Below are 17,334 nucleotides of genomic sequence, written 5' to 3' on the forward strand. Positions count from 1 at the left end.
ATACCAGCGTTTCACCGCCCGTTAGGTCTCTACAATCCGTTTTTTTTTCATTCATCTGCCAAACCTCGCACATCCTCATACGCCTCCACCACCATCGTTTGTAACTTCCCCATCAATGCCTGTGCATTCAATCTCTTTTGCTGCATTTTGGCCACAGTCAACTCCGATAAAAAGCTCTTTATCTGTCTATCTAATGGCTTGTTTTCTTCTATCAGCCACGCTGCTTCATGCAATAAAGCCCATGTATCGGCCTCTTTGCTGCCACAGAATAACATACTCGCTCCCGCACAGATAGAGCTTACCGCTTTCGAGGGCACAGCTATATGTGTCCACTCCTGTAAAAGGCTCACTAAATGCACGTCAATAAAATGTAACTGGCTTCGGGGTACACTTTTCAGAATCGTAATGCCTTCACGGTTTTGGGCGTAGGCTAATACGCCGTCTGCCTTTTCGCCATAAACGGCTAATATCAAATGGTGCTTTTGGGTATCAATATTATCAATAAATCTCAGCAGAAATTCGTCAGAATGAGGTTTGGCTAAATTGCCGCAATAGCCGAAGTAAATTTTGCCGTCGGCCTGTTTCCAGTCAGGCACATTCAGGTCATTTTCCTGATGAAACAATACCCCACAAGGCAGAATCGTAGTAGGTATTTCCTGCCCATAACTTTTTTTTACAAATACTGCCTGATTAGGCCCTAAAGCAATCAGATGTTGTGGAGGCTTCTGATACGTTTTTTTCAGTACCCACCTGTATATAAAATTTGTAGGTTTAATAGTTCCGGCGGCAGCAAATCCTTCAGGGAATAAATCCATCGACCATAACACCCAATCTTTCAGAAACCACATAGCCCAGAAAGGCAGCAAGGGTGGGCTTGTCATCACAATTACTTTTCCCTTATTCAGCCTTCTGGCTTTCAGAACCAGAAAAAGCCCGTCTAACGTGCCAGACAGCAGTTTCAAAAAACTGTTTTTCCCCTCATAAATCGTGCTGACCGGGTGAAGAATACCAATAGGCTGGCGTATCTGTCCGCCACCATCGTAAGTCCGGTCAATATGTACAATGTGTACCTCCGCCTGATATTTCTCAATCAGATATTTAGCCATATCCCATGCCGACTCTCCGGTAATACCAGGATTAGGCGGATAATGACGGTTAATAATCGTAACGACAGGGGGTCTTTTTTCAGAATTATCAGACATGAATCAGGGCTCATTTAAAGCCTTGCAAAGGTAGAGCAATAATAACAGAAATGAAAATAAGAAGACAACGCGCATTCTTTAAATCAAATGCCTCAAACTTTAGCAGGAGGTAATTAAATTAATAGCCCTCTGATGCCAGCATTGATTTTAATCAAAATGCCTTACTCCGTACTCTCCTTATCAGAATATTTATACCCACGCATCAGATTATATCTGAACACCAGCCCGAAATTAAAGCTGATTCCATTAGATAGCTGCCGGGCTTTATCAATCGTTACCCCATTAACCGAATAATCAACTTCCGACCGTATCAGCCCTTTGGGTGCAATATTCCCTCTGGCATAAACCACTAACGATAACGAATTTGACACTCTCCCATGTAATTCAACCAGAAACTCTGCCTGGGCTACACCTCTCTGGCTCAGAAAAGCCTCACTCTGCAACCGTAGCGTATCTCTTTTCTGAGGCGTATTTGATGTACCCACAAAGTTACGCTCTCCTATTTTTTTATTTTTAGCATCCGGCGAAAGCAATACCCCCGCTCCTACATGAATAGTCGCATTTTTAGTAATAGGGTCAATGGTCAGAATCTTCCGTTTGTAGCGAACCGGAATAGTCTGTAATCCTGTTCCGAATCGATACACATAAGGAATAGACCTGCCCGAGCTTACCGACTGTACCAGAAACGTAGGATTCTTATAATATCCGGTTTCTATAGACCACGTATCATTATTATTATAACCTAAAACCACCCCCCAGTATAAATCTTTTCCTTTCTCTTTTCCAATCAACCCATCAAGGTTATTAGCCAGCGTCGACTGGTTAAACTCCATACCACCCTCTACTCCTAAATATAAACTGACAGACTTACGGTCAAGGTTCGGATACGCATTATTTCTTACATCACTTCTCTGGCTCGGCGGTCTGTAATACTCGTCTTCCTCCTGCCCGAAAGCCACCAGTGAACACCATAAAAACCCTGCTAAAAGTACAACTGATTTCATAATATAGTAGAAATGAGTTCAAATTTACAAAAAAAGAGACCGACGAAAGCCTCTGAAACTAAAATATTGTTTTTGAGAGAGATAATCAGCCGATTCAATGGCTATCAGCTTTAGGTGAACCACATTCTGCTTTCTTATCAGGTATCAGCCAGACAAATCTCTCAGATTTGGCCTGGCGGTAAGTAATTGGTTTCCCTCAATAAATCTACCCCCAGATTATCTTTCCCCTCCAATCCATGAATCTCCCCCCTGTCTCAAACTCAAAGACGCTCAAAACTTCAAAATAGTTGTTACACAAAATAATATTTTTCATAACCAAAGAAAAAATATAACTATTAAAAGTTTTTTTGGTATTTACTAAAAGAATCGTAGTAAAATTTCGTGATGTTAGCGAAAAGAAAATTTATATTTGTCCTACTAAAATCGTCTGACCCCAAAAAAGATTGAGCGAAAAAAGAATGAGTAAATTTACTCATTTGCTCAGGCTTATTACTCACTTTCTATCTATCAATGATGAAAACATTAGATACTTATGATTTCTCGGGCAAAAAAGCCCTCATTAGAGTTGACTTCAACGTACCTCTGAACGAAAAATATGAAATCACGGATGACACTCGAATTACTGCAACAATACCAACAATCAAGAAGATTTTAAAAGATGGTGGTGCCTGTATCCTGATGTCTCACTTAGGGCGTCCGAAAGATGGGCCGACAGAAAAATATTCATTGAAACACCTCGTTAATCCGCTTTCAGTCATATTGGGTTTGCAGGTAAAATTTGCTGACGACTGTATCGGAGAATCTGCTGCCGAACAAGCAGCCAACCTCAAACCGGGCGAGGTATTATTGCTTGAAAACTTACGTTTTTATAAGGAAGAGGAGAAAGGTGATGTAGCCTTTGCAGAAAAACTATCGAAATTAGGTGATGTATGGGTAAATGATGCTTTCGGAACTGCCCACCGGGCCCACGCTTCAACAGCTGTTATCGGCCAGTTCTTTGAAGACCGTGTTTGTGGATACGTAATGCAGGCCGAAATTGACAATGCACAGAAAATATTAGAACACGCCGAGCGTCCGTTTACAGCCATTATGGGCGGAGCTAAAATTTCGGATAAAATCCTGATCATCGAGCGCCTGTTAGATAAAGTAGATAACCTGATTATCGGTGGAGGTATGACCTACACCTTTACCAAAGCACAAGGCGGCGAAATCGGCAAATCTTTGTTAGAAGCCGACAAACAACCGCTTGCATTAGAAATATTGGCAAAAGCTAAAGAAAAAGGTGTGAATATCATTTTACCCTCTGATAATGTTTGTGCCGATAAATTCTCAAACGATGCCAACAGACAAATAGTAGCCACCGGGCAAATTCCTGCCGATTGGGAAGGACTTGATATTGGCCCTGATACCATTAAAACATTCAGCGATATTCTCGAGAAATCAAAAACAATTCTCTGGAATGGCCCGATGGGTGTTTTTGAGTTCCCTAATTTTGCTGTGGGTACCAATGCCATTGCAGAAGCCGTAGTAAAAGCAACCGAAGAAAACGGCGCGTTCTCATTGATTGGTGGGGGTGACTCAGCCTCAGCCGTCAACAATGCCGGCTATGGCGACCGCGTATCGTATGTATCAACAGGTGGCGGTGCCTTATTAGAATATATGGAAGGCAAAACTTTGCCTGGTGTGGCCGCTTTGGAATAGAGCCTGTTTAAAAAGGCCCATAAACCAAAAGCCCCTGTTTCTGAGAAACAGGGGCTTTTTAATATCTTTCCATCAGTCAGTTTATTTTACCAAAGCTTCACATTCGTAAAATAAAGTCCAACGGCAACAACAAGCGTAAGTATGCCCACTAATAGTAGCTCTGCATACTTCACGGGCGATTCAGTTTTTGTAGTTTTTTGCATGGTAATAAAGGTCTGGGATTTAATTCTATACTTCTATAACGCATTTCAGAGGCAAAAAGATGCAGGTTGGCTAAAGATTTATTCTTTTTTTATCTAACGGTAATATTTGTAAGGGTGCTCAGAGCATTGCACTCCACGTGGCAATTGAATAATTCAATTGCCGCCAGCTTTAGCTGGTGGGATATTAAATTGATAACAGTCCTATTGGCTTTAGCCAAAATCTTCTCATCGTCAACTGCATTCTTCACTGAAAAACAATACACAATTACGCATTCTTTTTTCCGAAACCATTATCTTTGCGCCTTGTTTTAAACTTTAGCGGATTTACTTAGTTCATATAAGTAAAATTCACTCATCCTCTAATACATACAAATGTCAAAAGTAATTATCATTGGTGCCGGTGGAGTCGGCAGTGTAGTGGCGCATAAATGTGCCATGAACTCCCATATTTTTACCGAAATTCTACTGGCAAGCCGAACACAATCGAAATGTGATAAAATTGCCGCCGATATTCAGGAAATGCACGGCGTGAAAATACAAACTGCTAAAGTCGATGCCGACAATGTGCCTGAGTTGGTTGCACTCATTAAGAGCTTTCAGCCAAAAATGGTTATTAACGTAGCACTTCCTTATCAGGATTTAACCATCATGGATGCCTGCCTCGAAACGGGCGTGCACTATCTTGATACAGCCAATTACGAACCAAAAGATGTAGCCAAATTTGAATATAGCTGGCAATGGGCCTATCAGGACCGCTTCAAAGAAGCCGGATTGATGGCACTCCTCGGCTGTGGTTTCGACCCCGGCGTTACGCAGGTTTACTGCGCTTATGCCAATAAGCACCAATTTGATGAAATGCATTACCTGGATATTATCGACTGTAATGCCGGAAATCATGGCAAAGCCTTTGCTACCAACTTTAACCCCGAAATCAACATCCGCGAAATTACTCAGAATGGCCGTTACTGGGAAAATGGCGAATGGGTAGAAATTCCGCCGATGTCTATTCATAAATCAATCGATTATCCGGGCATCGGGCCAAAAGAATCGTATGTATTATACCACGAAGAACTGGAGTCGCTGGTAAAAAACTTCCCGACACTGAAACGCGCCAGATTCTGGATGACTTTCGGACAGGCGTACCTTACCCACCTCGAAGTACTTCAGAACGTAGGTATGACCCGCATCGACCCCGTGAAATTCAATGGAATGGACATTGTGCCTTTAGAATTCTTAAAGGCAGTATTACCTGCGCCTGATACCTTGGGCGAAAACTATACAGGCCAGACCTCAATCGGTTGCCAGATTAAAGGTATTGACAAAGAAGGCAATGATAAAACCTACTACGTTTGGAATAACTGCGACCACGCCGAGTGCTACCGCGAGGTAAGAGCGCAGGCCGTTTCTTATACCACAGGGGTGCCGGCCATGATTGGTGCCATGTTAATGCTAACTAACCCCGAGTGGCAGAAACCGGGTGTCTGGAACTGCGAAGAACTGAATCCTGACCCATTTATGGATTTACTGAATACGCAAGGTTTGCCCTGGCATGAAAAAGTAAATATCCCTTTACCGCACGAATATTAATAAAATACAGAATCCGCTAAGCACTTAGCGGATTTTTTTCGTTTTATGAGTATATTGCATTACATAAACCTGAAAATCTGATGAAAGCTATCTCTTTTGCAGCCATGCTCTGCTTTAGTTTTACGGCTGTACTGGCACAGGAAACCAATGTGCTTACAGCAATAGCCACCAATAATATGCCCCGCACAAACGGCCTTCCGGCCGGAACGCTCACCACTATGGGAGCCTACGACCTGCGCTACGAAGGCACAAAAGGCTCAAAGTATTTTATAGACGAATGGCTTTCGGGCGAACTGGTTTTTGTGAAAGAAAATACCAAAGCACCAAAAACAGTGCCACTCAAATATGACTCCCAGAACAAAGAATTATTGTTTAAACGTTCAGTAGGCGATTCAATCGTTGTCAATCCCAATCAGATTACGGGCTTCATCTTACACGATGCCAGACACAACGCAAGTTTTCCTTTTGTAAAGATTGAAGCATTAAAAACCGAAGGCGGCATAGTACCGGTAGCTTACCTGATGGTACTTTATAAAAACAAAACCTCATTGCTCAAATACGTAAGTAAAATGATGAATAAGGCCAATTATTCGGCCGTTTCAAATGTTGACCGCCGCTATGACGAATACCTCGATAATTCAGAGTATTTTATCCAGAAGCCCGATGGTACATTAAGCAGAGCAAAACTAAAGCAAAAATCTATTGTAAAAGCTTTAGGCGACAAAGAAGACCAGATAGAAGCCTTTATTAAAAAAGAAAATCTAACCTTCAGAACCGAATACGATTTAGCGAGAGTGGTAGATTATTATAATACATTGTAAGATAGGTTTATTTGTATAAAAATCCCTTTTTCTGTATTTACAGAAGAAGGGATTTTAGGTTTTATAGAGATGCCATGCCTCTTCAAAGGGTATAAATTACCTATTATCTTTACAAAGGCTATTTTTGGGGTCTCACAGACCTGTTAAGACGCAATAAATTCGGTTGGTCGTTACCACAGCTCTACGAAATCACTATTCTCCCAATTTAGATAATTATCTAACAATACAATCTATATCTTTCTCCTCCACTTACTTATTTTCCTCATTTATTTTAATGAATACTTTCTTTTCCTTAATTAATATCTATTCACATTATCGATAAAATAAATATTTAGATAATTATCTAAATATTTATAGATTTTCCTTGCACGAATCAATTTTGTTTCTTAATGTTGTATCGTAGTTCCAACAAAAGCTACAAATGTTCAACTTAAACTTTACAAAAAAATGGAAACCCCCGTTCCGGCAACAACGCCTGTGACGCTCGATGAGATACTATTCGAGCACCGAAACAAAGACTACGGAGCTTATGAGCTTCGCAAGTCTTACACATCCACCGTCAATCGTGCCATGTGGATTGGCATTACGGCTTTTTCAGCACTCTTTATTACTTCTTACATTTTTGCGCATCAGAAGGAGAAAGTAGAAAAAGTAACTATAGTAGACTTACATCCTTCACTTATCAAACCAGATGAAATACCGCCCGTTGTACCACTTCCGGAGCCTGAACCTCCAAAAGAGATTGTAGAAGTAAAAAAAGAAAAGTTTATGGAGCCCAAAGTTGTAGAAACTACTGAAATGGAAGAAGTTCCCCCAACACAGGCCGAACTTGAAGTAGCCGTGATAAGCAATGTAGACAAAGAAGGCAAAGAAACTACCGATATTATTACCGAAACCCCGCCAGTTATAGCTCCACCTGCTGAAGTAAAAATAGCAGAAATAGAAGAAAGCAACGAAACATTTTTGCACGTAGAGATACAGCCCACTTTTGTTGGTGGTGCAAGCGAAATGTATAAATTTTTAGGAAAAGCATTGAAATATCCTTCACAAGCACAAAGAAACAATGTAGAAGGACGTGTCTACATGAGTTTTATTGTAGAAAAAGACGGTAGTATTACCGATGTACAAATAGCAAAAGGGGTAGGTTTTGGTCTCGACGAAGAAGCAACCAGAGTTGTAAAACTGATGCCCAAGTGGATTCCTGGAAAACAAAACGGCAGAAACGTGAGAGTGAAATTTACCATACCAGTCACATTTAAACTTGAGTAGCAACATGAGCACACAATTAATGCCCCGAAGCCCCCCGGAATGATTCATTTCGATTTCGTCAAAATTTTTTTTATTTGAGGTAATACCGACAGTCCGGATGATTTTCGTCCGGACTGTTTTTTTTGAGGGGGAACAAATTGAAATTAATATCGTGCAAAGAATATACCATCCCTACGGGATATGAACGCAAGCTTTAGTTATATTTCTACCGATATATCGTCCGTAGGGGCTTTTAATAACAATTCATGCTAAAATTTTTTAATGATTTTGCGTTTGTATCCCATAGGGATAATATATCGGTAGATAATTATAAACCCAAAGTTTCTAAGTCCCGTAGGGACGGTATATTAAAAGTTGTTTCCGTAATAGTAACCTATAAGCGCAAATAGTCATATTATATTTCTGCTAAACCATTCAAATCCCTCTAATCTCCCAGAAAATGAGTAATTTTGCCATTGAATAGACTTTATGATAGAAAATGCCCATTGACATAGCTAAAATCCCGTCGCCGTCTTATGTTTTAGAAGAAAAACTATTACGTCGGAATCTTGAATTATTAAACCGTGTACAGACCGAATCAGGCGCGCAGATTATACTGGCACTGAAAGGCTTCTCCATGTATGCCACTTTCCCGACGGTAGCCAGATACCTTTCAGGTGCAACAGCCAGTTCATTAAACGAAGCCCGCTTGATTGTAGAAGAAATGGGTTGTCTGGCACATACATACGCCCCGGCTTACAAGCCAGATGAGTTTACCGATATGATGCGTTATAGTAGCCATATCACCTTCAACTCACTAAACCAATGGAATCAATTTAAACCACAGATACAGAAACACCGCAGAAAAATATCTTGTGGTTTGAGAATAAACCCCCAATATGCCGAAGTAGCCACCGATATGTATAACCCATGTATTGTCGGTTCAAGGCTGGGTATTACCCGCGATTTACTGAGTGAAAAACTACCCGAAGGCATCGAGGGTTTACACTCACATACCCTTTGCGAAAACGATTCTTATACATTAGAGCGCACGCTGGTGCATATCGAAGAGAAATTCGGTGATTTATTACACCAGATTAAATGGTTAAACTTAGGTGGCGGCCACCTGATGACACGTGAGGGCTATGACCACGCCCACCTGATAAAGCAGATTAAACGCTTAAGAGAAACCTATAATATTGAAGTGATTCTTGAACCCGGCTCGGCTATTGGCTGGCAAACGGGTTATTTAGTCTCAACCGTTTTAGACATTGTAGATGCCCAAGGCATTGACGTGGCAATTCTGGACGTATCTTTTGCCGCCCATATGCCAGATACCCTCGAAATGCCCTACAAACCACGTATCTGGGGAGCTACTGATGCAGTAGAGGGCAAGCCAACCTATCGCATGGGCGGCATGACTTGTCTCGCAGGAGATTTTATGGGCGATTATTCTTTCGACCAGCCTTTGAAAATCGGTGACAACGTCGTGTTCGATGATATGATTCACTACACAATGGTAAAAACCACCACTTTCAATGGCGTCGGCCTACCCTCTATAGGTATCTGGAAAGAGAGTGAGGAGTTTCAGTTGTTGAAATCGTTTGGATTCAGGACTTATAAGGATAGGATATAGAAAATAGGATAGGCTCACGCCTATCCTATTTCATAAATTACCTCATGTGCTTCGTCAGCTTGTGGTATTTCCAGCTTTTCTATCATGCGCTCTAAAACATTAGCCGATACTGCATATTCCCGATTTTTGTTTTGTTTAAGCAGTTGCTGATAGGGTACTTCAAGATATATCAAGCGCACAAATGCCCCATAAGTAATCATTAAATCTATCAATTGTCGCCTCATCTGGCGGGTGATATTGGTGGCGTTCCACACGAAAGATTGCTTCTTTCGCAAATAAATACGAGCCTGCTCTTTGGCCAGCTGTATTACCTTTCCATTATTATCCCTATCAGTTGGACTGATTTTCAGTTCTCTTCGGATATCATCCAGACTAATCACAGGTATATCAGGCAGATTCTTCTGAATATAAGTATCCTTACCAGTACCCGGTAAAGCCGATAAGATAGTCACCTCAAAAAAGCTGTCTTTATCCTGATAAGGTTCGTAATCGGCACTGCGGGCTTCTTTATTGAAATATTCAAACCTTGCTAAATCGGATGGAAATACTTTGGGTTTGCCCCAGCAGTCTTTCTCTATACAAAACTCTTTGAATAGTTCGACTTTATATAATAGCTCTGCTTTATCGGCACACGTTCTACCTAATACATCAGCTTTTGCCAGAAGCATGAGCCATTGGGTATTCACCTCCAGACTTGCCTGAAAGAGGGCTTTTTCGGGATTCTCTTTTTCAAAAATCCATAATGGTAGGCCATGATAGCGTACCAGTTTGGCAACGGCTTCACAGATGGCAAAAGGTGTTGGTATTTCCCGATACAATATTTGCCGGACTGTCTTCTCTCCTTTCTTCGCATGTCCTTTGGATGTGATGCTGCCATCTTGTTCGAGCACTGTCGTTGAACGCTTCTCAATATCATGCATCAAAGCCGAAGCCCATAGAATTTCCTGCGCCTGAGTATCTAATTGCTGAAAATCAGGTAGCTTACAAAGTTCTTCTACTACCATGTGGGTATGCACTTCCACATCTCCCTCGGCATGATGGCGGGTATCCTGTGGTACGCCTCGCATATCTCGCACCCACGAAAAGGTTTCGTAAAGATGCGCCCATGTTTTGTTTTTGCTTAATTGCCACATGTTTCATCTCCTTTTTCGTGGAGCAGGGATGCGCGTTTCCAGTTGCGTGTCCAGTGCTCGTCGGTTTTTACGTGTCCTTTTCTTACATATTTCAGTACATTCGTAGAGAAATCATCAACCGGATATTCTGCCTTATTACGGCTTACGACACCCTCTATAGTACATGGTTTTTGCGTAGCTACATCATACGAATCAAAGGTGCTTGGGCACGTAATTTTTGCCAAAATATCTGTCTCAAAATCTTGTTGAGGCATAGGCATGGTTGCTTCGCCCAAGACATTTACCACTGGTAAATCGAATAGTTGGGCGATGAACTGAGTTTCTTCCCAGGATAGCCAATAGTCTAATTGCCTGATGCCAAAGACGAAGTAATGAGCGGGTAGTCTCTTGTATTCAATTGAATGAATAGCATAGAGATTTTCGCCAAAAATCTCGTAATCGCCTAAGTCATTTTTTAGTAGTTCCCAATGCTGGCGTATCTGTTGTGTCCATGGTGAGGTGGTTGGGGTAGCGTGCGATCGCGCAAAAACACCATAGCGAGACAGGCAATTGTTTTCACCGTCGAGTTTTTCGGTGTGTACAATGCGGGGTATCTGTTGGAAATCGTTCCAATAATTATAATTGATTCTATCGTCGGAAGTTGTACCCGGAGAAAACGGATAATGGTACGTTCTTCCATATTTTCTTGAAATTGCCATTTTGTAATTCATTTAAATCCTAAACAATACAATTGCAGCCTGCTGATTTTCAGCAAGTTGCGGTCAATGATGTTTGGATACGCGTTACATGGTTTCTCAAGAATTGTAGAGATTATTAATGATTTTTTTGTAAAGGTAGGGAGAAAATCTTTAATCACCTTTTAAAAATTACCAATTCTAAGTTTTTTAATTCATCGTACGAAACCATATAATTCCTGATAATAAATAATCCTTGCTAAACATTTGGAAATACTTAAATTTGTTTCAATACAAAATATAAGAACATTTTAACTTAAATATATAACGCAAAAAAAATTAACTAAACTGCAACTAATCACTCTTGGCCTTGATTATCTCTCAATCTCCAAAAAAAATGAAGAACGTTTAAGTAGTTTTATTTCAAACTTATCCAATAGTATTGATTTATACAGAAAAGATAACTCTATAAAAAATGAAATCGAATTGGAAAGTTGGATAGCATATTTTGAAAAATACCTTCTAATTGATACAAAATCAATTAGAAGAATTTACTCCTCACAAAATCAAACTTTTAAGATATTTATTGATAAAGATTGGAGAGCATTTGAGTTCGATCAAATATTTAAAAGTGTTGACTTTCTATATAAATTATCCTCAGTAATTAGTAAACTCGATTCAAAAATAGAATCTTTTGAAAGTTCAAGAACCAGAGAATACGTTTATAAGGAGGCCAGATTACATTATTACTTGAGGCCAGCTGAAGAATTGCAAATCAGTCATATTTTCTATGCTTCTCCAGGAGAAATTGGTTTTGAAGGAAAAGAAAGCGTTATAAAAACTACAAAAGAATTAGTGACCAATATAATTACTTTGGAACCAATTGTTAAAATGGTTGAAAACTTCTGGAAGATACGGAATAGTGAGATTTCAAGCACTCATGATAAAATGCAACTAAAGTTAGCTATTGAAAAAGCTAAATCAGAGGCATTAGAAGAAGAAAGAAAGAAAATAAAAACATTGAATGACATAGAACTTCAAAAAAAGGATTTTGAACTTGATAAACTGGATAGAATTGAAAAGGCCTTTGACAAATTTTTATCAATTTCTGACAAGATAATAAAGTTAGAAAACAGAGGTTTAGCAAATGGTAAACTGCTTGAAGAGCAACTCATGCAATCTATTTCAATGTTACAAAACTTATCTAGTAATGGTAAAATTAACACGTTATCGAATAATGAAAGTCTACCAAATTTATTAACATAATACTTATTTTCTTTACATCAAATTTAAAAACAAGATCTAAATCGCATTAATTTTTACTTTCCATATGCGAATACGTTTCAATTAAACCATATAATATCTAATTAATTTAGTAAAACTTCTGACTCCATACTTAATTTACTCCCACAAAAAAAGGCCTTCCTCCTACGAGAAAGGCCTTTTTTAATATATCGTCAATAACAATTACGCTTCAGCAACTACCTGTACAGCTACTTTGTGTTTCACTTCTTTGTGAAGGTCAAGCGTAGCGGTATAATCACCTACATTTTTGATATCTTCCAATGCAATTTTCTTACGGTCGATTTCAAATCCTTTTTCTTTCAAGGCATCAGAAACCTGCGTGTTTGTCACACGACCGAAGATACGACCGCTCTCACCCGTTTTCATCGGGATCACGATCACCATATCACCAATAGCTTCTGCCATCGTTATGGCAGCAGTTTTGATTTTCTCAGCTTTATGAGCAGCTTGTTTAAGGTTTTCTGCCAAAACCTTACGATTCGACGCAGTGGCTAATTGTGCAAAGCCCTGCGGAATAAGGTAGTTACGGGCATAACCTGGCTTTACAATCACCACGTCATTTTTGTAGCCCAATCCTACTATATCAGTTTTTAATATTATTTCCATCTTAAATAATTGTGAATGAGTGAATGGTGAATGGCGAATCTAATGGAAGTATTCACTAATTCGCTAATTCGCTAATTCGTAATTTATTTCAATCCATCTGCTACGAATGGTAATAAAGCCAGGTGACGAGCACGTTTGATGGCTACCGAAACTTTGCGTTGGAATTTAAGGCTGTTGCCCGTCAGACGACGAGGAAGGATTTTACCTTGCTCATTCACAAATTTCAACAAGAAATTCGGGTCTTTATAATCTACATATTTAATACCGGCTTTCTTGAAGCGGCAATATTTTTTACGAGCAGTATCCTTTCTGTCTACCGGATCGTTTACTAATGACATTGTGTTATTTTTCATTATGCGTTTTCTTCGGTTGTTGCCTCTGCTTTTTCAGCTTTAGCAGGTTCTGAATTTTTCTTACCAATTAAACCTTTACTACGGCGGTCGCTGTAGTCAAGAGCATATTTGTCTAATTTCGTAGTCAGATAACGCATAACACGCTCATCGCGTTTGAAATCTGTTTCCAAAGTCGCCACGATCTTCGCATCTGCTTTGAATTGGAACAACTGATAATAGCCCGTGTTTTTGTGCTGAATGGTATAGGCTAATTTACGAAGACCCCAATGCTCTTCATGAACTAACTCAGCACCATTATCAGTTAATGTTTTTTTGAATTTTTCGACAGCTTCCTTTATCTGGGCTTCAGATAAAACGGGAGTTAGAATGAAAACTGTCTCATACTGGTTTTGAAACATACTAAAACAGTGTTTAATTAAGAATTAATGTTTTGTTCTCAAAAATGAGGGTGCAAAGGTAGGAATTTTTCTGTAAAATGAAAAATGATAGAAGTTTTTTTTAATGAATGATTGAGTGATTAATAGCGAATGAGTGAATTACGAATGAGCGAATGTTTAATAAATAAACTTCTATCATAATTATTCACTCAATCACTCATTCACTCAATCACTCATTCACTCATTCACTCCATCCTCCTCTTTGGAATATCCTGCAATTGCCTGAATCCCTGTGTTTCAAAATCAATCTCAAAACAAAAAGTCTTCAAACCATTCGTAATGGCAATATGCGGGCAACGCATGGTGTGATTATACCGCGATGCCTGCTCAATAACCGCCTGATTAATGGGCACTTCAGGTGCTTTGCACTCAATTAACAGGAAAGGCTGTCCGTCATTATCAAAAATCACAATATCCGATCGTTTCTGCAATTGATTATACCTCAGGCCACCCTCCAGCCGTATCAGGTTTTTAGAATACTGATAATGATTAATCAATAGATGCACAAAGTGCTGCCTTACCCACTCCTCAGGCGTAAGAACCAGGTATTTTCGACGGATAGCGTCGAAAATGCAGATTTTTCCCTCAATTTCCTTAATTTTGTATTCGAAAGGTGGCAGGTTTAGCTGTATCATCTTTTCATATTAACAAAGCGTTAAATTATCCGGGCCACTTTCGGGCTTCAGATAATTGCACCTGATTTTAAAACAAAAATAAATTTATTATGGAGAAAAAAGAAGAGATTGTTGCAAACTGGCTTCCGCGATACACAGGCACCCCCCTATCAGAGTTTAAACCCTATATTTTACTGACCAATTTTCACAATTATGTAGATATGTTTGCCGAGATGTTCGAGGTTGAAGTAAAAGGCAAAGACAAACCCATGCAAACTGCCTCGGCCGGAAACATCACCATCATCAACTTCGGCATGGGTAGCGCTATGGCCGCAACCGTGATGGACTTACTCTCGGCTATCCAGCCTAAAGCCGTATTATTCTTAGGCAAGTGCGGAGGTCTGAAAAAAACAACCCAGTTAGGAGACCTGATACTGCCTATTGCGGCCATTCGCGGAGAAGGAACCAGTAATGACTATGCCCGACCTGAGATTCCTGCCCTACCCTCATTTCGTTTACAGAGGGCCGTTAGCTCAATGATTAAAAAACATGAACTCGATTACATGACCGGAACAGTCTATACCACCAACCGCCGTGTATGGGAACACGACACCGTATTTAAAGAATACCTCAAAGAAATACGTGCCATGGCTATTGATATGGAAACCGCCACCATCTTTATCGTCGGTTTCGTCAATGCCATCCCACACGGAGCATTATTATTGGTATCTGACAACCCAATGACACCGGACGGCGTAAAAACCGAAGAAAGCGACAAAAAAGTAACGGGTAATTTCGTAAAAAATCACTTACAGATTGGGATTGATTCATTAGAAGAATTAGCCAACTCAGGTGAGTCTGTGAAACATTTGAGGTTTGAGTAGAGAGCAGCCCCTAACCGTGCGACGGACCGCCCTAAAGGGGGTCTTTTAATTTTTGTATTAACGTAAACAGCTTTATGGCTGTTTTTTTTGTTTTTTGGGTTGTGAGCGAATTTGTATATTTGCCATGATTTATAGCTAATTTTGTTTTATAAAAATAGCTCATTTTAAACAGCAAAGTGACTAAAATCTAAATTGTTTTTTATATGAAAAAATCTCTTCTTTTATTCTTTTCTTTAAGTATCATCTGTTTCTTAGTGGTTGGTTGCGGAGGTAGCCAAACCGTGAACCTGGCTCCATGTCTTAAAGGTACTTTTGGCAGCAATACCCCCTTAAAAGCATTTTCTGCCGAAGATATAAAAAACACTGAGGTGACAAAATTAGAGAAAAGGCTTACTTTTAGAGACGATGGTACCGGATTTTATTATATACCCGTAGTAAAAAATCAATTACCTGAATATAGAGTAGAATTTACCTATACCTGTAAAAATGAGGTAGTAGATCTAACGGCTACAAAACTTTATATTAATGGAATAGAGGCTCCACCAGACGGTGTAAATAAAGATGAGGTATTGTTAGAGAAGCGTCTGAAATTATACAAACTTTTTCCTGCCCGTGTTCAGCAGCTAAACTGTAATTGTACAAACAGCAGCTTACAAACAAATTTCATAGGTAAAACAGACTACTCTTCCCCACTTGACAATATAGGTGATATAGTATTTGAATGGAATAAAATCACGGATGTATCGTCGTGGGTAAAAAGAAATTGATTTGCACTTAGCTTGTGCTTGTTTTTACAAATAGAAAAGAGAGACAAAAGATAGTTTATTGTGGGTAGAATTTTGGCCGGGCGGCGTCCGCTAAAGCCCATTAGGTATTACATTTTGGCACCACCCGCGCCGCGTCCGCAGCTAAAGCTGGCGGCAATTGATTTAAAGTCTTGCTTTTTATCAATTGCCCGTATTTTCAAATAGGGGTAAATTGAAAGCAATTATCCTAATCGGCTTTAGCCAAAATACTGTTTTACAGTCCAGTCAGAGTCCCCTCGCTCTACTCAGGCTACACCCCGAAAGCCTCTACCAAGCCATCAACACAATTTATTTCCAAAATCCACAAAAACACCCTATTTTTGACTGATAATTACTGTATGATTAATGCCCTTTAGATTAGTACTGATTTATATACTGTGTTGTCTGGTTGAAATTGCAGGTTACAGGCTTTACAGAGATAAGCTGAGTTTCCTGACTGCCTTACCCGTATTATGCCTGCTAGTTTTTTATTACCTGCGCCGCAAGGGAGAGTACAAGCTCAAAGACTATACCTATAGTATCGGGCTTTTGCTGGCAGCAGCAGCAGATATTATGCTTGAAGTCAGGAATACGACTGTGAAGGTGCTTGCGATAGTGGTATATATGCTTAGTTATTCGTTTTATATTGCTACTGTTCGTAAAGAGGCTGTTTTAGGAGTATCCGGCAGAGAATTGCTGAGTGTAATAGCTCAAACGCTTTTGATAGTTTCGCCTGTTCTTATCGTTTTTTACAAAATTCCTTCTGATTACTTTTTTGCTTCCATGATTTACATGGTTTTTCTGGCCTTATTGTATATCACGGCTCTTTTGCGAAAAACCAATAAAAGTAGCTACCAATGGTTTCTTGCCGGTGCCATGTCGTTGGCTATTGTGACTATCAGTGAAATATATTTTTCTTTTATTATCCGGTTTCCGAATGGGTCAATTCTGATAAAATCTGTTTACAGCTTTGCTCAATTCGCTATATTTATGGGTATTATCAGAACCTATAAGAATTTTTATCCTGTCGATAAGAAATGAGTATTAGCCTGTCAGACAAAGACTGCTCTCTGTTTTTTTAATAGTCAGTTTACATCCTGCAAGAAAATCAGGTAGTAACTAATTTTGAACTTCCCAGACC

The 17,334-nt window shown here is 39.6% G+C and carries 17 protein-coding genes; 9 read left to right on the top strand and 8 right to left on the bottom strand.

Annotated elements, in window-relative coordinates; translation table 11 throughout:
* Nucleotides 1-47: 47 nt before the first annotated feature.
* Complete coding sequence (locus H1R81_RS12850; RefSeq protein ID WP_181841128.1) at nucleotides 48-1,202, bottom strand: hypothetical protein; 1,155 nt, start codon at nucleotides 1,200-1,202, stop codon at nucleotides 48-50.
* Between the two features lie 161 nt (nucleotides 1,203-1,363).
* Nucleotides 1,364-2,206 carry a hypothetical protein gene (locus H1R81_RS12855; RefSeq protein WP_181841129.1) on the bottom strand — a complete coding sequence of 281 codons (843 nt, stop codon included), beginning with the start codon at nucleotides 2,204-2,206 and terminating at the stop codon, nucleotides 1,364-1,366.
* A gap of 513 nt (nucleotides 2,207-2,719) precedes the next feature.
* Here H1R81_RS12855 and H1R81_RS12860 point away from each other — a divergent pair.
* The 5 genes from H1R81_RS12860 (at nucleotide 2,720) to nspC (ending at nucleotide 9,402) form a co-directional block, all read left to right on the top strand.
* Nucleotides 2,720-3,907 (top strand): phosphoglycerate kinase, encoded by a 1,188-nt coding sequence (locus H1R81_RS12860; RefSeq protein ID WP_181841356.1) that lies wholly within the window; start codon nucleotides 2,720-2,722, stop codon nucleotides 3,905-3,907.
* A gap of 575 nt (nucleotides 3,908-4,482) precedes the next feature.
* Nucleotides 4,483-5,697 carry a saccharopine dehydrogenase family protein gene (locus H1R81_RS12865; protein WP_181841130.1) on the top strand — a complete coding sequence of 405 codons (1,215 nt, stop codon included), beginning with the start codon at nucleotides 4,483-4,485 and terminating at the stop codon, nucleotides 5,695-5,697.
* 80 nt (nucleotides 5,698-5,777) lie between these two features.
* Nucleotides 5,778-6,518: a hypothetical protein gene (locus tag H1R81_RS12870; RefSeq protein ID WP_181841131.1), complete on the top strand. Its 741-nt coding sequence runs from the start codon at nucleotides 5,778-5,780 to the stop codon at nucleotides 6,516-6,518.
* A 447-nt stretch (nucleotides 6,519-6,965) separates the two neighbouring features.
* The gene (locus H1R81_RS12875) at nucleotides 6,966-7,787 is read left to right on the top strand and encodes an energy transducer TonB (RefSeq protein WP_181841132.1); all 822 of its coding nucleotides are present in this window, start codon (nucleotides 6,966-6,968) and stop codon (nucleotides 7,785-7,787) included.
* 478 nt (nucleotides 7,788-8,265) lie between these two features.
* The gene (nspC, locus tag H1R81_RS12880) at nucleotides 8,266-9,402 is read left to right on the top strand and encodes a carboxynorspermidine decarboxylase (protein WP_181841133.1); all 1,137 of its coding nucleotides are present in this window, start codon (nucleotides 8,266-8,268) and stop codon (nucleotides 9,400-9,402) included.
* A 20-nt stretch (nucleotides 9,403-9,422) separates the two neighbouring features.
* Here nspC and H1R81_RS12885 read toward each other — a convergent pair whose 3' ends face one another.
* Both H1R81_RS12885 and H1R81_RS12890 read right to left on the bottom strand, forming a co-directional pair.
* Nucleotides 9,423-10,535, bottom strand: coding sequence for an AAA family ATPase (locus H1R81_RS12885; RefSeq protein ID WP_181841134.1), 1,113 nt, complete (start codon nucleotides 10,533-10,535; stop codon nucleotides 9,423-9,425).
* Nucleotides 10,523-11,233, bottom strand: coding sequence for an RNA ligase family protein (locus tag H1R81_RS12890; protein WP_181841135.1), 711 nt, complete (start codon nucleotides 11,231-11,233; stop codon nucleotides 10,523-10,525). The genes H1R81_RS12885 and H1R81_RS12890 overlap by 13 nt, the downstream gene beginning before the upstream one ends.
* Nucleotides 11,234-11,695: 462 nt before the next feature.
* Here H1R81_RS12890 and H1R81_RS12895 point away from each other — a divergent pair, with 462 nt between their 5' ends.
* Complete coding sequence (locus H1R81_RS12895; RefSeq protein WP_181841136.1) at nucleotides 11,696-12,475, top strand: hypothetical protein; 780 nt, start codon at nucleotides 11,696-11,698, stop codon at nucleotides 12,473-12,475.
* 201 nt (nucleotides 12,476-12,676) lie between these two features.
* Here the strand turns inward: H1R81_RS12895 and rplI are convergent, their stop codons facing one another.
* From rplI to H1R81_RS12915, 4 genes are all read right to left on the bottom strand, one after another.
* Entirely contained in the window at nucleotides 12,677-13,120 is a 444-nt protein-coding gene (gene rplI, locus H1R81_RS12900) for a 50S ribosomal protein L9 (RefSeq protein WP_181841137.1), read from the bottom strand.
* A gap of 83 nt (nucleotides 13,121-13,203) precedes the next feature.
* Complete coding sequence (gene rpsR / locus H1R81_RS12905) at nucleotides 13,204-13,458, bottom strand: 30S ribosomal protein S18 (protein WP_101727506.1); 255 nt, start codon at nucleotides 13,456-13,458, stop codon at nucleotides 13,204-13,206.
* Between the two features lie 14 nt (nucleotides 13,459-13,472).
* Nucleotides 13,473-13,871, bottom strand: a complete 399-nt coding sequence (rpsF, locus tag H1R81_RS12910) for a 30S ribosomal protein S6 (protein ID WP_181841138.1) — start codon at nucleotides 13,869-13,871, stop codon at nucleotides 13,473-13,475.
* A 224-nt stretch (nucleotides 13,872-14,095) separates the two neighbouring features.
* Nucleotides 14,096-14,545, bottom strand: a complete 450-nt coding sequence (locus H1R81_RS12915; protein WP_181841139.1) for a type I restriction enzyme HsdR N-terminal domain-containing protein — start codon at nucleotides 14,543-14,545, stop codon at nucleotides 14,096-14,098.
* Between the two features lie 89 nt (nucleotides 14,546-14,634).
* Here H1R81_RS12915 and H1R81_RS12920 point away from each other — a divergent pair, with 89 nt between their 5' ends.
* The 3 genes from H1R81_RS12920 (at nucleotide 14,635) to H1R81_RS12930 (ending at nucleotide 17,234) form a co-directional block, all read left to right on the top strand.
* Entirely contained in the window at nucleotides 14,635-15,408 is a 774-nt protein-coding gene (locus H1R81_RS12920) for an AMP nucleosidase (RefSeq protein WP_181841140.1), read from the top strand.
* A gap of 203 nt (nucleotides 15,409-15,611) precedes the next feature.
* Nucleotides 15,612-16,175 (top strand): hypothetical protein, encoded by a 564-nt coding sequence (locus H1R81_RS12925; protein WP_181841141.1) that lies wholly within the window; start codon nucleotides 15,612-15,614, stop codon nucleotides 16,173-16,175.
* A 384-nt stretch (nucleotides 16,176-16,559) separates the two neighbouring features.
* Nucleotides 16,560-17,234, top strand: a complete 675-nt coding sequence (locus H1R81_RS12930; RefSeq protein ID WP_181841142.1) for a lysoplasmalogenase family protein — start codon at nucleotides 16,560-16,562, stop codon at nucleotides 17,232-17,234.
* Nucleotides 17,235-17,334 lie beyond the last annotated feature (100 nt).

Source organism: Emticicia sp. BO119, from assembly GCF_013912375.1.
Taxonomy (GTDB): Bacteria; Bacteroidota; Bacteroidia; order Cytophagales; family Spirosomataceae; genus Emticicia.

Excerpts from the sequence above, each read along its gene's own strand:
- H1R81_RS12865 (WP_181841130.1), top strand. The coding sequence starts at position 4,483 with ATGTCAAAAGTAATTATCATTGGTGCCGGTGGAGTCGGCAGTGTAGTG.
- H1R81_RS12890 (WP_181841135.1), bottom strand. The coding sequence starts at position 11,233 with ATGGCAATTTCAAGAAAATATGGAAGAACGTACCATTATCCGTTTTCT.
- H1R81_RS12855 (WP_181841129.1), bottom strand. The coding sequence starts at position 2,206 with ATGAAATCAGTTGTACTTTTAGCAGGGTTTTTATGGTGTTCACTGGTG.
- H1R81_RS12860 (WP_181841356.1), top strand. The coding sequence starts at position 2,720 with ATGAAAACATTAGATACTTATGATTTCTCGGGCAAAAAAGCCCTCATT.
- nspC (WP_181841133.1), top strand. The coding sequence starts at position 8,266 with ATGCCCATTGACATAGCTAAAATCCCGTCGCCGTCTTATGTTTTAGAA.
- rplI (WP_181841137.1), bottom strand. The coding sequence starts at position 13,120 with ATGGAAATAATATTAAAAACTGATATAGTAGGATTGGGCTACAAAAAT.
- H1R81_RS12885 (WP_181841134.1), bottom strand. The coding sequence starts at position 10,535 with ATGTGGCAATTAAGCAAAAACAAAACATGGGCGCATCTTTACGAAACC.
- H1R81_RS12875 (WP_181841132.1), top strand. The coding sequence starts at position 6,966 with ATGGAAACCCCCGTTCCGGCAACAACGCCTGTGACGCTCGATGAGATA.
- H1R81_RS12850 (WP_181841128.1), bottom strand. The coding sequence starts at position 1,202 with ATGTCTGATAATTCTGAAAAAAGACCCCCTGTCGTTACGATTATTAAC.
- H1R81_RS12915 (WP_181841139.1), bottom strand. The coding sequence starts at position 14,545 with ATGATACAGCTAAACCTGCCACCTTTCGAATACAAAATTAAGGAAATT.
- rpsF (WP_181841138.1), bottom strand. The coding sequence starts at position 13,871 with ATGTTTCAAAACCAGTATGAGACAGTTTTCATTCTAACTCCCGTTTTA.
- H1R81_RS12925 (WP_181841141.1), top strand. The coding sequence starts at position 15,612 with ATGAAAAAATCTCTTCTTTTATTCTTTTCTTTAAGTATCATCTGTTTC.
- rpsR (WP_101727506.1), bottom strand. The coding sequence starts at position 13,458 with ATGTCATTAGTAAACGATCCGGTAGACAGAAAGGATACTGCTCGTAAA.
- H1R81_RS12870 (WP_181841131.1), top strand. The coding sequence starts at position 5,778 with ATGAAAGCTATCTCTTTTGCAGCCATGCTCTGCTTTAGTTTTACGGCT.
- H1R81_RS12920 (WP_181841140.1), top strand. The coding sequence starts at position 14,635 with ATGGAGAAAAAAGAAGAGATTGTTGCAAACTGGCTTCCGCGATACACA.
- H1R81_RS12930 (WP_181841142.1), top strand. The coding sequence starts at position 16,560 with ATGCCCTTTAGATTAGTACTGATTTATATACTGTGTTGTCTGGTTGAA.